Below are 16583 nucleotides of genomic sequence, written 5' to 3'. Positions count from 1 at the left end.
TCATTATCGATTGCGACAACATTCAGACTCAGAACCGCGCCTGAACGGTCAGGTCGAAATTCTGTTCCTTGTCGAAATCCTCTTTCTTCAACGCTTGCGAGAAGTTGAAGCGCAGCGGGCCAAAAGGTGTTTCCCACAGAACCGATACACCGATGACGTGGCGGATCGAACCGTCAGCGCCTACGATATTTGCACCGGTCGTGTTCACGTCGTCGATATTGTAAAGGTTGCCGACATCATAGAACACGCCGCCCCGCAGGCCCAGTTCCTCGGGCAAACCCAGCGGGAAATCGGATTCGAAGCGGGCGACCCAGTAGTAGTTGCCGCCGATCGCATCGTCCTGCCCGTTGGACAGATCGCGCGGACCCAGACCTGCGGGTTCGAAACCACGGAACACGTTCGGGCCAAGGACAAAGCGGTCGAGGGTGCGACTGAAATCGTTGCCCCTCCAATGCAATGCACCCATTTCCAGTGTGGCGCGCAGAACAACTTCTTCGCTCAGCACTCTGGTTTGTGCGATGCCGCGTGCCGTGGTTTTGTAGAATTCGTTGTCGCCGCCGAGACCGGCTGCATCGACTCCGATCTCAAACAGAACACCAGCGTTGGGGTTCAGCCCGCCCAGACGGCTGTCATATACGTAAGACACGCCCAACGAGCTGGTTGTCCGCTTGCCCTGCGCAATTTCCGAAGAAATGACTGCGCCGTTGACTTCGTCATCCTGCTGAGTCATTTCACTGCGGTCCCAGCCATAACGCAGACGCAGCGAGGACAATTCGCCGATTGCGTAGCTCAGCTGTGGCCGGAAAAACAGAGTTTCGGTGTCATAGCTGGCAAAGCTGGAGTTGGTCGAAGCCAGACCCAGACCTACGTCAAAGCGCAATCTGCGGCCCAGCAGGTATGGTTCGGTAAAGTTCAGGGTATATTGCTCGGAATCCTGCGCGGTAGACAGGTTGAGCCCAACCGTTTGCCCGCGGCCCAGGAAGTTCGATTCACTGAGGCCAATCGCAATACCGAAACCATCCGAGACCGAGTAACTGCCGCCAAGGCTCAGCGAGCCGGTCGGCTGTTCTTCCACGTCAACGTCAACAATCACCTGGCTTGGCGAAGACCCTTCACGCGGCTCGACATCCGCCATCGAGAAGAACCCAAGCGCGCGGATGCGTTCAGCGGCCTGCCGGATCTCACGCGGGTTGAACGGGTCACCTTCGACGGTGTCGAACTGGCGGCGGATCACGCGATCCAGCGTTGTGGTGTTTCCTTCGATGTCGATCCGTTCCACAAAGATCCGCGGACCTCTGGTCAGAACAAACTGGACATCCAGCGTCAATTCACGCGGGTTGCGGGTGACACGTGGTTCAACCCGCAAGAAATCGACGCCCTGCTTGATACCCAGACGCTCCAGTCGCGCAATCGAGTTTTCGATCACTGACGGAGAATAGGTAACACCGGGCCTGACCTTCAGCGCGGCCTGATATTCAGCCGGGTCCACTCCGGGGATTTCACTGACCGTCGAGATTTGGCCAAATGAGAATTTCTGTCCCTCGGTGATGTTCATCACCAGGAAAAAGGCGTCCCGCTCACGGGTGAATTCGACATTGGCGCTGTTGACGCGGAAATCCACGTAGCCACGGGACAGGTAGAAGTCGCGGATCACCTGTTTGTCGAATTCGATGCGGTCAGCAATAAAGGTATCGCCGCGCAGGAAAGTACGCAGGATATTTGCCTGTTTGGTTTCCAGGACGCGACGCAAACGGCGGTCGGAATAAGCCCGGTTGCCAACAAAGCTGACGCGTTCAACTTCGATCGTCGTCCCTTCGGCAATCTCGAATACCAGATCCACACGGTTGTCGCTGCGGCGGATGATGCGCGGGATAACGGTGGCCGAAACGCGCCCCTGTGACGAGTAGATCTGGGCAATCAGGTCGGCGTCGGTTTCCGCAACCTGAGGCGTAAAGACCCGCCGCGGCTGAGACGTGATCGCCTCAAGCAGAACATCGTCCTTGACCCGGCGGTTTCCCTCGACGCTGATCTGGTTGATCGTGGGGTATTCCTGAACTTCGATCAGCAAAGTGCTGCCGCGCGGCGTCAGTTCAACTGTCTCAAAAACACCACTGTCAAGCAAACGCTGAAAGGCATCGTTCAACTGGCCGGCGGTAACTGTCTGGCCCGGTTCGATCCCGGTTCGCGCAATAATTGTCGAGCTTTCGATGCGCCGGTTGCCTTCGACCTCGAAGGAATTGATCGTGAATGGCTGGGCCCATGCCGCCTTGGGCGCGGGCACTAAACTCACGACTGCAATAAGGAAAAATAACGCTAGTGTTTGCCACAAAATCTTGTTTTTCGGCTTTTGCCCCCCGCAGGATGTGCCCGCGTTCCGCCTGTCAGTCATTTTTTCACTACCCAATATTTTTGGACTTTATTGCTGAGTAGCGAGAATACTTAACCTTGTCAAAAGACCAAAACACAAAGCGGCCCAGAGGGCCGCCAGCTGTGGTTTTCCCAACAGGCAGAGAATCACATATTGATAAGGTAGGTCCAGCCGCCCATTGCCAGTGCGGTCGCGCCGAAAAACAGCAACCAATCCCAGTTCAGCGCAAACAGAAAGCTGAAGCTTTGGTATGATTTTCGCAGTGTCTTGGTCATCGCAGCCTCTGACGGGGTTCAATTTTCGCGAGCAAAACTACGCGTGAATTGAGGCATAATTGCGGCATCCTCGTGCAGAGTCTGCCACAATCAGCAGAACAGATCGTTGGAGACCGAGAAGATCATCAGCCCCAGAATCAACGACACCCCGACCCCCATCAAAATTCGGAGCGCGCCATCACTGGGCGGTTTGCCCGCGATGGCTTCATACGCGTAGAAAACCAGATGTCCGCCATCCAGTGCCGGGATCGGAAAGAGGTTCAGCAATCCAACCGCGGTGGACAGAACCGCAATGAAGAAGATAAAGCTCTGCGCCCCCTGGCTGGCCATGGCACCGGACGTCTCGGCAATGCCGATTGGTCCCGACATATTGCAGGTACTGATCGCGCCAGTCACCATATGCCAGATGCCCGAAAGCGACCCATCTATGATGCGCATGGTCTGCCGGACACCGCCGGAAAGCGAGTCCAGAATACCGGCGGGTTCGGTTGCCGGTTCCAGCAACATGCCCCCGACAATCCCGATGCGCCAATGGGTCACGAAACCGCCATCCGGTTGCGGCTCGTCCGTTCGACGCGGTGCCAGCGCAAACTCCAGATCTGCCCCGTCGCGCCAGACGTTCAGCAACAGAACCCGGCCGTCGGACCCTTCGACATATTCCTTGAGCTGGTCAAAAGCAAAAATCGGGTCGCCGTTGATCGCAGTAATGACGTCGCCCTGCTGCAGATCAATGTCCATGGCCGCGCTGCGTGGTGCGACTTGCTGGATCAGAGGTGGGTACAACCAGGGACCGGTAACATCCAACGTCTGCTCATCGCGCACCACCGTGTAACTAAGTTCCGGTTGCCGCGGCAGTGAGTCGGTGAAATCGCTGAACGCCCCGTCCTGATCGAAATCCGGTAACGGTATTCCAGCAATGGCAACAATCTCGTCCCCATCCTTAAGTTCTTGCACGGTGCCAGGCAGCGGATAGAGCTTTCCGACCGTCAATGGCTCGCGCGTCACGCCCTGAGAAAAGAAGATCAGCCCAAAGACCAGAATGGACATGACGAAGTTGAAGGCCGGGCCAGCCGCCACCGTTGCCGTCCGCGCCCATAGCGGCGCGCCGTGCATGGTTTTTCGCAATTCCGCCGGGCTGAGCTCGGCGATTTCTTCCATGGCCTCTTCGTCTTTGCCCGAGGCCGCATTCGCGTCCCCCATGAATTTGACGTAACCGCCAAAGGGCAACGCGGCGACCTGCCATCTGGTGCCACGCTTGTCGACACGGCTCCACAGAACCGGCCCAAACCCGATGGAAAACACCTCGGCATGGATGCCGGACCAGCGCCCGACGATGTAATGGCCGTATTCATGCACCGCCACAATTACCGAAAGTGCAATCACAAAGGCCACAATCGTATAAAGCAGGTTGCCGAATTGGGGGATCAGAGAGAGTACGTCCAAGTTTCTATCCTGCTTTTTGGATTACAGCGTCATCCGCCCACTTACGTGCCAGATGGTCCGTTTGCAGCACGTTATCAAGAGTCAAAGGGGCATCAATAAGGCTGTCGGAGGCTTCGAACCGGTCCAAAACAGCCTCGACAATATCGGCCATCTGAAGAAAGCCGATCCGACGCGCGATAAAGTGATCCAGCGCCCGTTCCTTGGCCGCGTTGAACACCGCACCTGCCTGACCTCCACGCTCCATCACATTGCGGGCCAGCCGTAGCGCCGGATAGCGGGCTTCGTCGGGCGCGTGAAAGCGTAGCTGACCCAGCTTCGCAAGGTCCAGCCGTTCGACTGGCAGCTTTTGGCGCTGCGGCCAATGCAGCGCGTAACCGATGGCGTGGCGCATGTCCGGTGCCCCCATATGGGCCATCACGGCGCCATCATTGAAGCCAACCATGGAATGGATGATGGATTCAGGGTGCACCAGCACTTCGATCTGCCCCGGGTGAACGCCAAAAAACTCTTTGGTCTCAATCAGCTCAAGGGCCTTGTTGAACATGGACGCGCTGTCTATCGTGATCCGCTGCCCCATATTCCAGTTTGGATGACTGGACGCCTGCTCTACTGTTGCGCAGGCCAGGTCGTTCAGCGGCCAGTCCCGGAAAGCGCCTCCGCTGGCGGTAATGATGATGCGTTCGACCGTGTTCATTTCTTCGCCGATCAGCGCCTGAAACACGGCCGAGTGTTCGCTGTCCACCGGCAGCAACCGGGCATCATGCGCACGAGCCGTTTCAAGAACCAGCGCACCGGCGCAAACCAGCGTCTCTTTATTCGCCAGCGCCAGTGTCGCGCCCTGTTTCAAGGCCTCAATCCCGGGCGGAAGCCCCGCCGCGCCGACAATGGCCGACATGACCCAATCCGCCGGCCGTGCCGCGGCCTCGGCCAACGCGGCCTGCCCTGCGGCGACCTCAACACCACTGCCCGCCAGCGCGTCGCGAAGGTCTTGCAGCCGGTCTTCATGCGCCGTTACGGCCAGCTCCGCGCCGAGCCTGCGGGCATCCTCGGCCAGCTTTTCGATGTTTGACCCACCGGTCAGCGCCACCACTTCATAGGCAGACGGGTTGCGGTCGATCAGATCAATAGTGTTCTGTCCGATCGAGCCGGTTGCACCAAAAATCGAAACTTTGCGCATTACATGGCCCCGGGGGAGTAAATCAGACCTGCGATCAGAACAAATAGCGCCGCCCCCATCATGCCGTCGAAGCGATCCAGAAAGCCGCCGTGCCCGGGTATCAGGTTCGAGCTGTCTTTGACGCCAAATTTCCGCTTGGTCGCGCTTTCTATGATGTCGCCGGCCTGACTGGCCATCGACGCCAGCACCGATACCACGACAAACATGATCCCGAACCCTGCGTGAACGGCAAAAATGACACCCACAACCGCTGCGGCAGCCCAGCCGCCAGCGGTTCCCGACCACGTTTTCTTTGGGCTGACCTTTGGCCAGAACTTAGGGCCGCCAACGGTTTTGCCCACAAAATACCCGGCGACATCGGTGGCGACGACCACCATGATCAGCCAGACCATCCAGCCAAAACCCATATTCTCACGGATCGAGATAAAGCCCAGCCCCGCGGCGGCAATCCAGATGGCAAACAGCGCATAGGTGCCGCGGGACCGTTTGACCTGCCCTGCCCCGACCAGTGCGGGTGCCAACAACAATGGTAGTTTGTACAGCGGCGGCACGTGATAGCTGAGGATAACGGCCACGCCGGTCAGTATGCCCAGTTGTATCGCCACGCCGCTCCGGTCCGGGTCGACCATGCGCACCAGTTCCCAGGTCATCAATCCGCAGGCAATTCCGATAAAGGTTTCGAACCACAGCCCGCCCAACCAGACCTCGACCGAGCCGATGGCGATCAGAACGGCTGCTGACAGGACGCGGGCCGTCAGGTCAGACCATCGGCCGTCGCTCATGCCGGAACCGCTCCGTAGCGTCGCTCGCGGGTTCCGAAATTTCGGCACAGCCGTTCAAACTCGGCCGCCGTGAAATCGGGCCAGAGGGTATCGATGAACTCATATTCCGAATAAGCCGACTGCCACAGAAGAAAGTTGGAAATCCTGGCCTCGCCACTGGTTCGTATCACAAGGTCTGGATCCGGAAGAACACGCGTGTCCAGATACTTGGGCAGGGTTTCTTCATCCACGTCTTCCGGGTGCAAACGCCCGTCGGCCACGTCCCGCGCCAGCCGCTTGGTCGCCCGCGCAACCTCATCCCGACCGCCATAGTTCAGCGCGATCGTCAGGTGAACAAGATCGTTGTCCTTGGTTTCCTCTTCCAGCGCATCCATCAAGCCGGTCAGTTTGGCGTCCAGCCGCACCCGGTCGCCGATGAACCGGACCCGAATGCCGTTTTCCTTCAGCGTCCGGGTTTCCTTGATGATATATCGCCTGAACAGGCTCATGAGGCCTGCGACTTCGGCCTGGGTCCGCTTCCAGTTCTCGGTCGAAAACGCAAAAACCGTCAGGTATTTGACGCCCAGCCCCGGGCAGGCTTCGACCACCTCGCGCACGCGGCGGGCGCCGGCCTGATGTCCGAACAGCCGCGGCCTGCCGCGCGCCTGCGCCCAACGTCCGTTTCCGTCCATAATGATTGCGACATGGCGCGGCCCTGCGGGCACGGTATGTGGGGCGTTGAGCATGTGCTGATCTCAGACCTGCATAATCTCGGCTTGCTTGGTCTCAAGCGCGGCGTCCACGGATTTGATCATCTCGTCCGTCAAGTCCTGAACTTCGTTTTCCCAGAACTTCTGATCATCCTCGGACATCCCGTCTGCCTTGGCTTTTTTGATCTGGTCCATCCCGTCCCGGCGCACGTTGCGGATCGAGACGCGGGCGTGTTCGGCATACTGACCGGCAACCTTACCCAGCTCGCGGCGGCGTTCTTCGTTCAGTTCAGGGATCGGCAGCATGATAATCGTGCCGTTCAGTTGCGGGTTGATCCCCAGCCCGCTTTCCCGGATCGCCTTTTCGACCTTGCCGACCAGACCCTTGTCCCAGACATTGACCGTAACCATACGCGGTTCGGGCACGTTGACCGTTCCCACCTGGTTGATCGGGGTCATCGAACCGTAGGCGTCCACCATGACAGGCTCAAGCATCGAGGCCGAGGCACGCCCGGTCCGAAGCGAGGCAAATTCGGTTCTGAGGTTGGACATGGCGCCGTCCATGCGGCGTTTCAGATCATCGGTATCCAGTTCAAAATCGTCAGACATACTGCTCACTCCCCGTCGTCAGGTGCTATTCGGATGGCTCTTACGCCATCCCATTTGGGATGTATAGCAATGATGATGCGGAATTGCGCCATTGACCAGAGGAGTTTCCGGCATTTTCTGGAACTTTCCAAGACAGGTGAACCGGCCGACCTGCAAGCCGGCCGGTCCCCGGAAATTTTCGCAGATCAAGCGTTTACGTCGACAACCACGCGTCCCTTGACCTGGCCGTTCAGAATATCCGCGCCCAATTGTGGCAGATCCGCCAGGCTGGCCGGATGAACCATCGCTTCCAGCTTTTCCATCGGCAGGTCCGTGGCAATGCGCTGCCACGCCCGTACGCGGTTGTCATAGGGCTGCATCACGCTGTCGATCCCCAGAAGGTTGACGCCGCGCAGCAGGAACGGAATGACCGTCGCAGGCAGCGCCGCGCCACCTGCCAGACCCAAAGCTGCGACCGACGCGCCGTATTTCATCTGGCCAAGTACCCGGGCCAGCATCTCGCCGCCCACGGCATCCACGCAGCCGGACCAGGTTTCGCTTTCCAGCGGGCGTTTCGTGGTTTCGTTCAGTTCCTCTCGTGGCACGATGGTCGTCGCACCCAATGAGGTCAGGTAGTCGGCGGTTTCCGGTCGCCCTGTCACCGCGGCAACCTCATATCCCAGATTGGCCAGGATCGCGGTTGCGACCGAACCTACGCCACCGGCGGCCCCGGTCACCAGCACCGGCCCATGACCGGGCTTCAGCCCGTGATCCTCCAGCGCCATGACGGCCAGCATGGCGGTGAACCCGGCGGTGCCCACGGCCATGGCCTGACGTGTATCCAGCCCGTCGGGCAAGGGCACCAGCCAATCGGCCAGCGCGTTGGCTTTCTGGGAATAGCCGCCCCAATGCGCCTCGCCCACGCGCCAACCCGTCAGGACCACCTTGTCGCCCGGCTTGTAACGGTCATCGTTCGAAGCCTCGACCGTTCCGGCGTAGTCGATGCCGGGGACATGGGGGTAACTGCGCACCAGCCCGCCGCCCTTGGCGGACATGCACAAACCGTCCTTGTAGTTCACCGTGGAATACTCAACCGCCACGGTGACGTCGCCCTGTGGCAAATCCTCAAGCGACAGTCCCTTAACCGCGCCGCTGGCCAAACCGGTTTCCTCGTTCTTTTCCATCACCAATGCGTTGAACATCCGATTTCCTTTCGTTTCCAAAATGCCAGGCCCGCTCTTCACCTGGCTCAAAATATTCCGGGGAAGTCGCGCTGCGACGGCGGCCGCGTGCCCTTCCCCGTTCAAGTCCAGAACTGCGGACGTATTTTTGCGCGCCGCATGCCGTCGGGGGTTTCAACCTCGACTTCCGTTCCGGCGTCCCAATGGCTTAGCCGCAGCATCCCGATCGACACGTTGGTCGAAAAATCCGGAGACCACGCGGCCGAGGTCACCTGCCCCACGCGCTTGCCCCCGGCAAAGATCGGCCACGGCCGGTCACAGGCGGGTACGGCGTCTCCTCCTATTTCCATCGGGCGAATCTGCTGCACCGGACCTTCCTTGGCCACGCGCAACAGGGCATCCCTGCCTATGCAACCAATCGCGGTGTGGGTATTGCAGAACTTGCCCAGACCACATTCATGCGGCGTGTTGTCTTCGGTCATGTCATTGCCGTAGGACAACAGCCCGCCCTCGATCCGTTCAATCAGATTGGGGCAGCCGGCGCGCACCGAAAGATCACGCCCCGCCGCAAACAACGCGTTCCACAGCGGCATGCCGACATCCGATCCATCGACATAGATCTCGAACCCGCCCTGTTTGGAATAGCCCGAGCGGGCCACCGCCAGATCGCGACCCTCGAACTGGAACATGTCGAATTTGAAGAACCGGATATCGCGCACTCGGTCCCCGAAAACGCGCGCCATCAGGTCATCCGCTTTCGGCCCCTGAACGGCCAGCGGCGACACATCTGGTTCGTAAACCACGACATCCAGCCGATAGCCGTTCGCTATCCCCTTGACCCACAGCAGCAGATCGCTGTCTGCGATGGAAATCCACCATCGGTCTTCCGCCAGCTTGACCGCGACCGGATCGTTCAGCATGCCGCCGGTCTCATCGACGATGGGAACGTAATAGCATTGCCCCGGCAACATGCCCCGCAGGTCCCGAGGGGTCAGCATCTGCATCAGGCGGGTCGCGTCGGGCCCGCGCAGTTCGACCTGACGTTCGCAGGATACGTCCCAGACCTGAACATGGGTCTTGAGATGCCGGTAATCGGCCTCGACGCTTTCAAAGACCGTCGGCAGCAGCATCCGGTTGTACACCGTATAAGCCTTGACACCCGCCGCTTCGACACCATCGGAAAAGGGTGTTCTGCGCAGGCGGCGAGACAGTGATATCTGGGGCATTCAAACCTCCTGCGGCATAAACACCAGGTCACTGACAGGTGCCGCCGACCCGGTTTCGGTCAGCATCTGGTGCAGCTGCCCCCGATGATGGGTCTGATGATTGAACATGTGAATCACGCAGCGCGCATATGGCAGCGTCACACCAGCCTCTTTTGCCGCCGAAAACCACGTGAACGACCCGGTCAGCGGTTCCTCACCCAAAGTCCCGGCCCAGGTCTGAATTCGCGCGTCCACGGATTCGCAAAGCGGCACCCAGGCGGCCAGAGTATCGCAGAGCGAAACACTTTCGGGAATGCCGCCACCGGGGCCTTCACCCTTGTCGAACCGAGAAATCCAGATCCAGTTGCCCCACAGCAAGTGATTTGCAGTGCCCATGATCGAGCCAAAAAACGCGCCACGCTCTCGCGCCAGTTCCTCGGGCGACAGGTCCTGAAGAAATTCGGTCAACTGGCTGTTTTGCCACCGGTTGTATCGCGCCATTTCCCGCGCGTAGGCGCCGGTGATCATCACTTTGGCCCGTGCCAGTCGATGGGGCAGATTTCGGCGGACTTGCCACCGAAGTCCCAAACCCGCCCATAGTCGCGTACCCTGGATTTGGTGCCGCGCGCAACGATGATGTCGGGCCCCATCCAGTATTTCGAGTTGGACACCATGACCGGATGCTCGGGGTCCTTTCCTGCCAGCATTTCGATCTCACCTTGAATCTTGCGGCCGATCATGATGCGGCGCTTGTTGCCGTCGCGCTCAATCTCGACCGGGGCCCGCTCGGCGCCGATGATCTCACTGACCAGCATGGTAAACAGCCCCGTCGTGCCGCCGGCCTGACCGCTGAAAATCTGCAACAGGCCGTTATAAGCCTTGCCACTGGCGCGCTCGTCGACATAGGCGGCAACCTTCCACTGCCCTTCGCCCATGCGCCCCGGAATATCGACCAGCAAGCCGACATTGAGACCTGACAAATCCTCGCCCTCGTAATTGCCTTCATCGATGATGACGCCCATCCACGCGTGGCAATGCCCCTCGGTCGGCGGATGCGCCCCCAGCGAAACAACGCAGGGGCAGAACACGTCGCATGAGCAGTTGAGGATCAGTTCCCCCTTGATAGCCCAGTCCGTAGGGCTCATCTCGCGCCGCTTGGGATTGGGCATACGGCTGTCGATACGCTGACTGATGGGCAGCCTGTCAGCTTCGGGTTTTCTGTTCTTAGCCATAGGCTTATCCTCCGTAAGCAAAGGGATAGATGAGCAGGAGGAGCCCTCCTGCCATAAGCGCGAACCCCAGCGGCCGCGTCACCGCGTGGCCGATCTGGGGAAGTTTTTCCAGAACCATGAAGAAGGTCGCAAGACCCATCCACAAAAGGCTCATGACGCCGCCGACAAAGCCCAGTGCCATGAACCCCCAGCAGCACCCGACGCAGAACGCGCCAAGGCCAAGACCCATGCGCAGCCCGCCGGTGAATCCGGTCTTCCAATGCCCCAGAAAATAGGTCATCGGCGCGTGACAGACGCCATGGCACACCTCCTTCGCGCGGGTGAACTGAAATGCGCCCACTGCGATCATCAGCCCACCGGCCAGCGCGCCTGATTTTGCGATGCCCAGCATGTCGATGACCCCGCCGAACAACAAAACAAGCTGAACGCAGGTGATCAGGGCGGCATAGCCGACCCAGACGATGAAATACCCGGCCAGCACGCCCAGCCAGCCGCCGCGGGTGCCGTTGGCGCTGTGGATCAGGTCGTCATAGCTGCGCAGAGTCGGTACGAGGGTCGGCAGCATCATTGCCGCCATCATGATCGCCCACATCCAGAACAGCGGCCCGAATTCGGCCATTGGCATATACATATCCATGCGGGGGTCCATCGCGCGCATGGCTTCGCCCATCGGGCCGGGACGGCCGATCCAGTCCAGATCCATGTCCCGGCTCATCGAGAACATCATCCACCAGGACCAGAGGATCAGAAAATAGAACCCCAGCCACAACCCATTGCGGAGAACTGCGCGACTCACTTGTTCCTCCCGACTCAGTTCTTGCTTTTCAAATGTCAGACTTTTAAATGTCAGACAAATAAAAATTATCCGGTGACGCTCGGAAAATGAAAATCGACCCTCAGAAACCAGCGGATCTGTCCGCGCAGATAGCGCAGGCCATACGCGACGCGATTGTCTCGGGCGAGCTGATCGTGGACGAACGATTGCCGTCCGAGGCGGAATTGTCCGAACAGTTCAAAGTCTCGCGCCCGACGGTGCGCGAAGCCCTCAAACGCCTTGCGGCCCAGTCGCTGATCCGCACGCAGCGCGGAGCCAGCGGCGGTGCCTTTGTCAACCGGCTGGGATTTGAGGACGCCTATAGTCAGCAGATCACGACCTCGACTTTGCTGTTATCGATGAACGCGGTCAGCTTCGATACCGCCTGCGAGGCGCGATATGCACTGGAACGGGCCTGTGCACCGCTTTCGGCGCTACGAAGAACCGCAGATCAGCTGGCGACAATGCGGGCGGAGATATTCAAGCAGGCCCAGCCGGGCCTGACGGACGAAGCGTTCTGCGCCTCGGACGTTGCCTTTCATCGCGCACTGGTCGACGGCGCCGGCAACCCCGTCCTGTCGTACCAGCTGGCCGGTGCAGTTGAGGCGATGCAACCGCTGATGAACATGATCACCTTTACGGCCCGGTCCCGCGAAGAGATCATCCTGTTGCACAACCAGATCGCCGACGCGCTTGAGGACCGGGACGCGGACCGCGTAGACGCGACGCTGGCTGAGTTGGAAAGCTACACGCGCAAACTGGCACGGGATGTGGCCCAGCAGCGGCGCAAACCGGCATAATGAGGTTCAGATGATCCCAGCATTGAACGTGATAGCGGCCCTTCTGACCATCGGGTTTGGTCTTTTCGGCTTTCTGGCCCCGGCCTGGACCGCGACCTCACTGGATTTGGCGCCGACCAGCAGCACCATGGGGCTTAGCGAAATGCGGGCTTCGGTTGGGGGTTTGTTTGTGGTCACGGGTGCTGCGGTTCTGTATCTGAACAACCCGATGGCCTATGCCATTCTGGGGATCGTCTATGCGGGCGCGGCACTTGGACGGTTTGTTTCCGTGGTTCTGGACAACCCGCCTTTGGTCAAGGCGCTGACCTTTGGAGGAATCGAGCTGGCGCTGGCGCTGTGGCTTATTCTGGCGAACATTAACAGGGCCCCGTAAGCTTTTGTTTTCAATGTAACGACGGCTGAAAATTCCCGGTTTGCATCCCGGCCTCTGCTCACCTATATAGGTAATGTCCTTCGGGACTATGGACATAAACGCGCTCGTAATAAGCGGATCGGACCCGGGGGCGGTACCCGGCGGCTCCACCAACCATCCTTCGTTTGAGGATTTTGGGGCCGAAATAGGATCGACGAACGTCTAAAGGGGTTAGCTTTGTCTCGGCTGTCTGCCACCGTTACCGGCGAAAACAGTACAATTGCAAACGACAATCGTGCTCCGGTTGCAGTTGCTGCGTAAGCAGTAGCAAGACCGAAACTTAAGCCCTTGCGCCTAGCCGCGTAAGGCGGGGTTCGCAGGTACCTGGCAACAGAAACCTGCATTTTCATCCAAAATGTCTGCTGTAATCCCCTGCGCTTGTTTACGTTCAGGCTTTTTTCACCCTTTCGTTTCATTCTCAGCCCGACAGGAAAAGGAGAGCTGGGATGTCACACGCAGATGTACTCAAGGAATGGTATGCCGAAGTCTGGGAAAACGGGAATACCGATGCCATCGACCAGTATTTTGCCCCCGACACGATGGCCGAAGGGTTGATCCCCGAGATGCAGGTTGGCGCGGATGAATTCCGCGATCTTGTCATGGCGTTCCGGCACATTCTTGGCGACATTCATGTTGAACTGCCCAAGATCATCGAAAACGGTGACTGGGTATCCGCGATCATTCATCTGAAAACGACGCGGGCGGATAACGGCGCCCCGCTGCAGGCCACAGGCAGCGTCGTGGCCCGCATCCGGGATGGCCGCATGGTCGAGGCGTATAACCAGTTTGACTTTATTTCATTGTTCGAACAGCTTGGCCAGTTTCCGCAGGATACCCTGCCCGTCTGCATGACCGGGCAACGGCTGGACTGGGCCTGACAGGTCCGTCGCGCAATCTTGACCCCTCTGGCGCTTGCACGTAAGCAAGAGCCATGGGGTAAAATTGCGAACGCCCCGTGAGGCGCAAGCCCAAGTTTCGCATGTATCCGATTGAGCCAGGAGACATGCCATGCCCGCGCCAAATGCGATTACCCCAAAACAGCTATTGCGTCTGATCGGAACGCCTCAGGCCCCGGTATTGTTCGACATCTGCCTGGACCCGGATTTTGAGGCCGACCCTTATCTGATCCCCGGCTCTGTCCGGCACCCGGCGCAGGATGTCGAGGGGCTTGCAACGATCATCGGTGACCGGCCGGCCGTCATCATTTGCCAGAAAGGCAAGAAGCTCAGCCAGGGTGCAGTGTCGTGGCTGCGTGGCCTGGGGTGTCAGGCAGAATTTCTGGAGGGCGGCATGTATGGCTGGCGGGACTGCGCCGACGCGCCACGCGTTCCGGCCTCCGCCATTCCGGCGCGCAGGGATGGGTGCACCGTCTGGGTCACCCGCCACCGGCCAAAAATCGACCGCATCGCCTGCCCGTGGCTGATCCGCCGTTTCGTGGACCCAAACGCCCGTTTTCTGTTCGTAGCCCCATCCGAAGTCGAAGCCGTCGCACAGGCCTTCGGGGCCACCCCGTTCGACATCGAAGGCAGTTATTGGTCACATCGGCAGGACCGCTGCACATTTGATACCATGCTGGATGAGTTTGAGTTGCACACAGCGGCGCTGGATCGTTTGGCGACCGTCATCCGCGCGGCCGACACCAACCGTCATGATCTGGCACCGGAGGCGGCGGGATTGCTGGCAGTATCCGTCGGACTGTCACGGCAATATCGGGACGATCATCAGAACCTTGCGGCGGGCCTGCATGTGTATGACGCGATGTATCGCTGGGCGCGGGACGGGTTCGAGGAACGCCACGACTGGCCAACGGACCGCAAGGCATGACGCCCACAATCGCAGATCTGATCCGGGTCTTTGGGCGAATTGGGCTGCTTTCATTCGGTGGACCGGCGGCGCAGATATCGCTTATGCATCAGGAACTGGTCGAAAGGCGCCCCTGGCTGGATGAACAGACGTACCTGCGGGCGCTGTCGCTCTGCATGCTGCTGCCCGGCCCCGAGGCGATGCAACTGGCAACTTACGCCGGATGGCGTCTGCGTGGCGTAACAGGCGGACTGATTGCCGGCACGTTGTTTGTGTTGCCCGGCGCGATCGTCATCGCGGTTCTGGTGGGGCTGTATGTCACCTTCGGAGACCTTCCCCCAATTCAGGCGGGTTTTCTGGGGGTCAAGGCCACGGTGATCGTCATTGTTCTGCAGGCGTTGCGAAACCTGTCCCGCAAGGCGCTGACCGATGTCGAACACCGCGCGATTGCCGGGCTGGGCTTCATCGCCATCTTTGCCCTGAACCTTCCCTTTCCCCTGATCATTCTTGCAGCCGCTCTGTGGGGGTATATTTCCTTCGACGGAGAGCGGCAGACCGGCGATGCCCCCCCTGTCCCCAACGTGGCTGGCACCCTCAGAACCGGGGCGCTCTGGCTGGTTCTGTGGCTAGGGCCCTTGCTGACGCTCACCCTGACCGGGCAGAAGCTGTTGAGCGATCTGGGATGGTTCTTCGCTCGCCTCGCGGTTGTTACTTTTGGCGGAGCCTACGCCGTTTTGGCCTATATGACCCAGACCGTCGTGGACAAGTATCAATGGATCAGCACAGATCAGATGATCGACGCGCTGGGTCTGGCGGAAACAACCCCGGGCCCGTTGATACTGGTGACCCAGTTCGTTGCGATGCTGGCTGGGCAGATTGATGGTGGCGCGTCGCTGGCGATTGCTGCGGCTGCCGTCGCCCTATGGGCAACATTTGTCCCGTGTTTTCTTTGGATATTTCTTGCGGCCCCGTTTCTGGACCAACTGTCGGCGCGCCCCGGATTGTCCGCCGCACTGCATGGAATCACGGCTGCTGTCGTGGGTGTGATTCTAAACCTATCCGTGTGGTTCGGTCTGAATGTTCTTTTCGGCAACATCCCCGAGCGATCCTGGGGACCGGTTGCGATTCCATGGCCAGAGTTGTGGAGCTTGAATCCTACAGCGCTGATCCTGACAGTTTTCGCTGGCGTGTTGATTTTCAAGTATAAATTTGGCATGGCAACGGCGCTGATTGTCGTCGCTGCGGTCGGAACCGGGCTTCACTTTCTCTGAACAATCTGCGCATTGGCGGTCTTTCGTTTCCGTTGAAATACCCTATGCTGAGAACGACCACTTTTGAGGATGACACATGTCGCAAGACATCGACTATGGGAACCTGATGCACACCGCCATGCGCGGGCTCATCAAGACTGTTTTGACCAGCGTTTCCGAACACGGCCTGCCCGGGGCGCATCACTTCTTCATTACCTTTGACACTCGCCATGACGGCGTTGATCTGGCTGACTGGCTGCGCGAGCGGTATCCCGAAGAAATGACCATTGTCATGCAGCATTGGTTCGAAAACCTGGAAGTCGGTGACAAGGGCTTTGCGATCACCCTGAATTTCGGCGACGCGCCAGAGCCGCTGTACATCCCCTATGCCGCGATCAAGACCTTTGTGGACCCCTCGGTTGAGTTCGGACTGCGCTTTGAAAGCCCCGAGGACGAGGAAGAGATCGAATCCTTTGTCGAGGAAGCAATTGAGGTCGAAGAAGAACCCGACCAGCACGATGCCGAGGTCGTGTCGCTGGACAGCTTCAGGAAATAGCGCCGGAT

Annotated in this window: 18 protein-coding genes and 1 other RNA gene; 7 read left to right on the top strand and 12 right to left on the bottom strand. The window is 59.2% G+C overall.

Annotated features, from left to right (window positions below):
• Positions 1-28 precede the first annotated feature (28 nt).
• From bamA to ACR0D8_RS05690, 12 genes are all read right to left on the bottom strand, one after another.
• Positions 29-2389 (bottom strand): outer membrane protein assembly factor BamA, encoded by a 2361-nt coding sequence (gene bamA / locus ACR0D8_RS05745; protein WP_480645170.1) that lies wholly within the window; start codon positions 2387-2389, stop codon positions 29-31.
• A 125-nt stretch (positions 2390-2514) separates the two neighbouring features.
• Positions 2515-2643 (bottom strand): hypothetical protein, encoded by a 129-nt coding sequence (locus ACR0D8_RS05740; RefSeq protein ID WP_475160558.1) that lies wholly within the window; start codon positions 2641-2643, stop codon positions 2515-2517.
• A gap of 90 nt (positions 2644-2733) precedes the next feature.
• Entirely contained in the window at positions 2734-4086 is a 1353-nt protein-coding gene (gene rseP / locus ACR0D8_RS05735; protein WP_480645168.1) for an RIP metalloprotease RseP, read from the bottom strand.
• A gap of 4 nt (positions 4087-4090) precedes the next feature.
• Positions 4091-5263, bottom strand: coding sequence for a 1-deoxy-D-xylulose-5-phosphate reductoisomerase (gene dxr / locus ACR0D8_RS05730; protein WP_480645167.1), 1173 nt, complete (start codon positions 5261-5263; stop codon positions 4091-4093).
• Complete coding sequence (locus tag ACR0D8_RS05725) at positions 5263-6045, bottom strand: phosphatidate cytidylyltransferase (RefSeq protein WP_480645165.1); 783 nt, start codon at positions 6043-6045, stop codon at positions 5263-5265. Before ACR0D8_RS05725 ends, dxr begins: the two co-directional genes overlap by 1 nt.
• Positions 6042-6770 carry an isoprenyl transferase gene (locus ACR0D8_RS05720; protein WP_475160548.1) on the bottom strand — a complete coding sequence of 243 codons (729 nt, stop codon included), beginning with the start codon at positions 6768-6770 and terminating at the stop codon, positions 6042-6044. Before ACR0D8_RS05720 ends, ACR0D8_RS05725 begins: the two co-directional genes overlap by 4 nt.
• A 9-nt stretch (positions 6771-6779) precedes the next feature.
• Positions 6780-7343 (bottom strand): ribosome recycling factor, encoded by a 564-nt coding sequence (gene frr / locus ACR0D8_RS05715; RefSeq protein WP_475160547.1) that lies wholly within the window; start codon positions 7341-7343, stop codon positions 6780-6782.
• A 185-nt stretch (positions 7344-7528) separates the two neighbouring features.
• Positions 7529-8524: an acryloyl-CoA reductase gene (gene acuI / locus ACR0D8_RS05710; protein WP_480645162.1), complete on the bottom strand. Its 996-nt coding sequence runs from the start codon at positions 8522-8524 to the stop codon at positions 7529-7531.
• Between the two features lie 101 nt (positions 8525-8625).
• On the bottom strand, positions 8626-9729 hold the full coding sequence (locus tag ACR0D8_RS05705) for a dimethylsulfoniopropionate demethylase (RefSeq protein WP_480645161.1): 1104 nt from the start codon (positions 9727-9729) through the stop codon (positions 8626-8628).
• On the bottom strand, positions 9730-10236 hold the full coding sequence (locus ACR0D8_RS05700; RefSeq protein WP_480645160.1) for a DinB family protein: 507 nt from the start codon (positions 10234-10236) through the stop codon (positions 9730-9732).
• Positions 10236-10940, bottom strand: coding sequence for a DUF1326 domain-containing protein (locus ACR0D8_RS05695; protein ID WP_480645159.1), 705 nt, complete (start codon positions 10938-10940; stop codon positions 10236-10238). The genes ACR0D8_RS05700 and ACR0D8_RS05695 overlap by 1 nt, the downstream gene beginning before the upstream one ends.
• A gap of 4 nt (positions 10941-10944) precedes the next feature.
• Entirely contained in the window at positions 10945-11736 is a 792-nt protein-coding gene (locus tag ACR0D8_RS05690) for a DUF2182 domain-containing protein (protein ID WP_480645157.1), read from the bottom strand.
• An 86-nt stretch (positions 11737-11822) separates the two neighbouring features.
• On the opposite strand from ACR0D8_RS05690, the gene ACR0D8_RS05685 reads away from it, so the two are divergent.
• From ACR0D8_RS05685 to ACR0D8_RS05655, 7 genes are all read left to right on the top strand, one after another.
• Positions 11823-12554 (top strand): FadR/GntR family transcriptional regulator, encoded by a 732-nt coding sequence (locus ACR0D8_RS05685; RefSeq protein ID WP_480645155.1) that lies wholly within the window; start codon positions 11823-11825, stop codon positions 12552-12554.
• Between the two features lie 10 nt (positions 12555-12564).
• Positions 12565-12927 carry a DUF4345 family protein gene (locus ACR0D8_RS05680; protein WP_480645153.1) on the top strand — a complete coding sequence of 121 codons (363 nt, stop codon included), beginning with the start codon at positions 12565-12567 and terminating at the stop codon, positions 12925-12927.
• Between the two features lie 36 nt (positions 12928-12963).
• Positions 12964-13311: a transfer-messenger RNA gene (gene ssrA / locus ACR0D8_RS05675) on the top strand.
• A gap of 101 nt (positions 13312-13412) precedes the next feature.
• On the top strand, positions 13413-13844 hold the full coding sequence (locus tag ACR0D8_RS05670; RefSeq protein WP_480645151.1) for an ester cyclase: 432 nt from the start codon (positions 13413-13415) through the stop codon (positions 13842-13844).
• A gap of 130 nt (positions 13845-13974) precedes the next feature.
• The gene (locus ACR0D8_RS05665; protein ID WP_480645149.1) at positions 13975-14790 is read left to right on the top strand and encodes a chromate resistance protein ChrB domain-containing protein; all 816 of its coding nucleotides are present in this window, start codon (positions 13975-13977) and stop codon (positions 14788-14790) included.
• Positions 14787-16040: a chromate efflux transporter gene (gene chrA / locus ACR0D8_RS05660; protein ID WP_480645148.1), complete on the top strand. Its 1254-nt coding sequence runs from the start codon at positions 14787-14789 to the stop codon at positions 16038-16040. Before ACR0D8_RS05665 ends, chrA begins: the two co-directional genes overlap by 4 nt.
• A gap of 76 nt (positions 16041-16116) precedes the next feature.
• Complete coding sequence (locus tag ACR0D8_RS05655) at positions 16117-16575, top strand: SspB family protein (protein ID WP_475160520.1); 459 nt, start codon at positions 16117-16119, stop codon at positions 16573-16575.
• Positions 16576-16583 lie beyond the last annotated feature (8 nt).

Source organism: Ruegeria sp. BG10 (genome assembly GCF_056538575.1).
Note: the sequence above shows the minus strand (reverse complement) of the source record. Positions and strands in the feature narration are given on the sequence as shown.

What these genes read in the sequence shown, in the direction of transcription:
- frr (WP_475160547.1), bottom strand. Translation starts at nt 7,343, where the DNA reads ATGTCTGACGATTTTGAACTGGATACCGATGATCTGAAACGCCGCATG.
- chrA (WP_480645148.1), top strand. Translation starts at nt 14,787, where the DNA reads ATGACGCCCACAATCGCAGATCTGATCCGGGTCTTTGGGCGAATTGGG.
- ACR0D8_RS05700 (WP_480645160.1), bottom strand. Translation starts at nt 10,236, where the DNA reads ATGATCACCGGCGCCTACGCGCGGGAAATGGCGCGATACAACCGGTGG.
- ACR0D8_RS05725 (WP_480645165.1), bottom strand. Translation starts at nt 6,045, where the DNA reads ATGAGCGACGGCCGATGGTCTGACCTGACGGCCCGCGTCCTGTCAGCA.
- ACR0D8_RS05705 (WP_480645161.1), bottom strand. Translation starts at nt 9,729, where the DNA reads ATGCCCCAGATATCACTGTCTCGCCGCCTGCGCAGAACACCCTTTTCC.
- ACR0D8_RS05685 (WP_480645155.1), top strand. Translation starts at nt 11,823, where the DNA reads ATGAAAATCGACCCTCAGAAACCAGCGGATCTGTCCGCGCAGATAGCG.
- dxr (WP_480645167.1), bottom strand. Translation starts at nt 5,263, where the DNA reads ATGCGCAAAGTTTCGATTTTTGGTGCAACCGGCTCGATCGGACAGAAC.
- ACR0D8_RS05720 (WP_475160548.1), bottom strand. Translation starts at nt 6,770, where the DNA reads ATGCTCAACGCCCCACATACCGTGCCCGCAGGGCCGCGCCATGTCGCA.
- ACR0D8_RS05665 (WP_480645149.1), top strand. Translation starts at nt 13,975, where the DNA reads ATGCCCGCGCCAAATGCGATTACCCCAAAACAGCTATTGCGTCTGATC.
- ACR0D8_RS05680 (WP_480645153.1), top strand. Translation starts at nt 12,565, where the DNA reads ATGATCCCAGCATTGAACGTGATAGCGGCCCTTCTGACCATCGGGTTT.
- ACR0D8_RS05655 (WP_475160520.1), top strand. Translation starts at nt 16,117, where the DNA reads ATGTCGCAAGACATCGACTATGGGAACCTGATGCACACCGCCATGCGC.
- ACR0D8_RS05740 (WP_475160558.1), bottom strand. Translation starts at nt 2,643, where the DNA reads ATGACCAAGACACTGCGAAAATCATACCAAAGCTTCAGCTTTCTGTTT.
- bamA (WP_480645170.1), bottom strand. Translation starts at nt 2,389, where the DNA reads ATGACTGACAGGCGGAACGCGGGCACATCCTGCGGGGGGCAAAAGCCG.
- acuI (WP_480645162.1), bottom strand. Translation starts at nt 8,524, where the DNA reads ATGTTCAACGCATTGGTGATGGAAAAGAACGAGGAAACCGGTTTGGCC.
- ACR0D8_RS05670 (WP_480645151.1), top strand. Translation starts at nt 13,413, where the DNA reads ATGTCACACGCAGATGTACTCAAGGAATGGTATGCCGAAGTCTGGGAA.
- ACR0D8_RS05695 (WP_480645159.1), bottom strand. Translation starts at nt 10,940, where the DNA reads ATGGCTAAGAACAGAAAACCCGAAGCTGACAGGCTGCCCATCAGTCAG.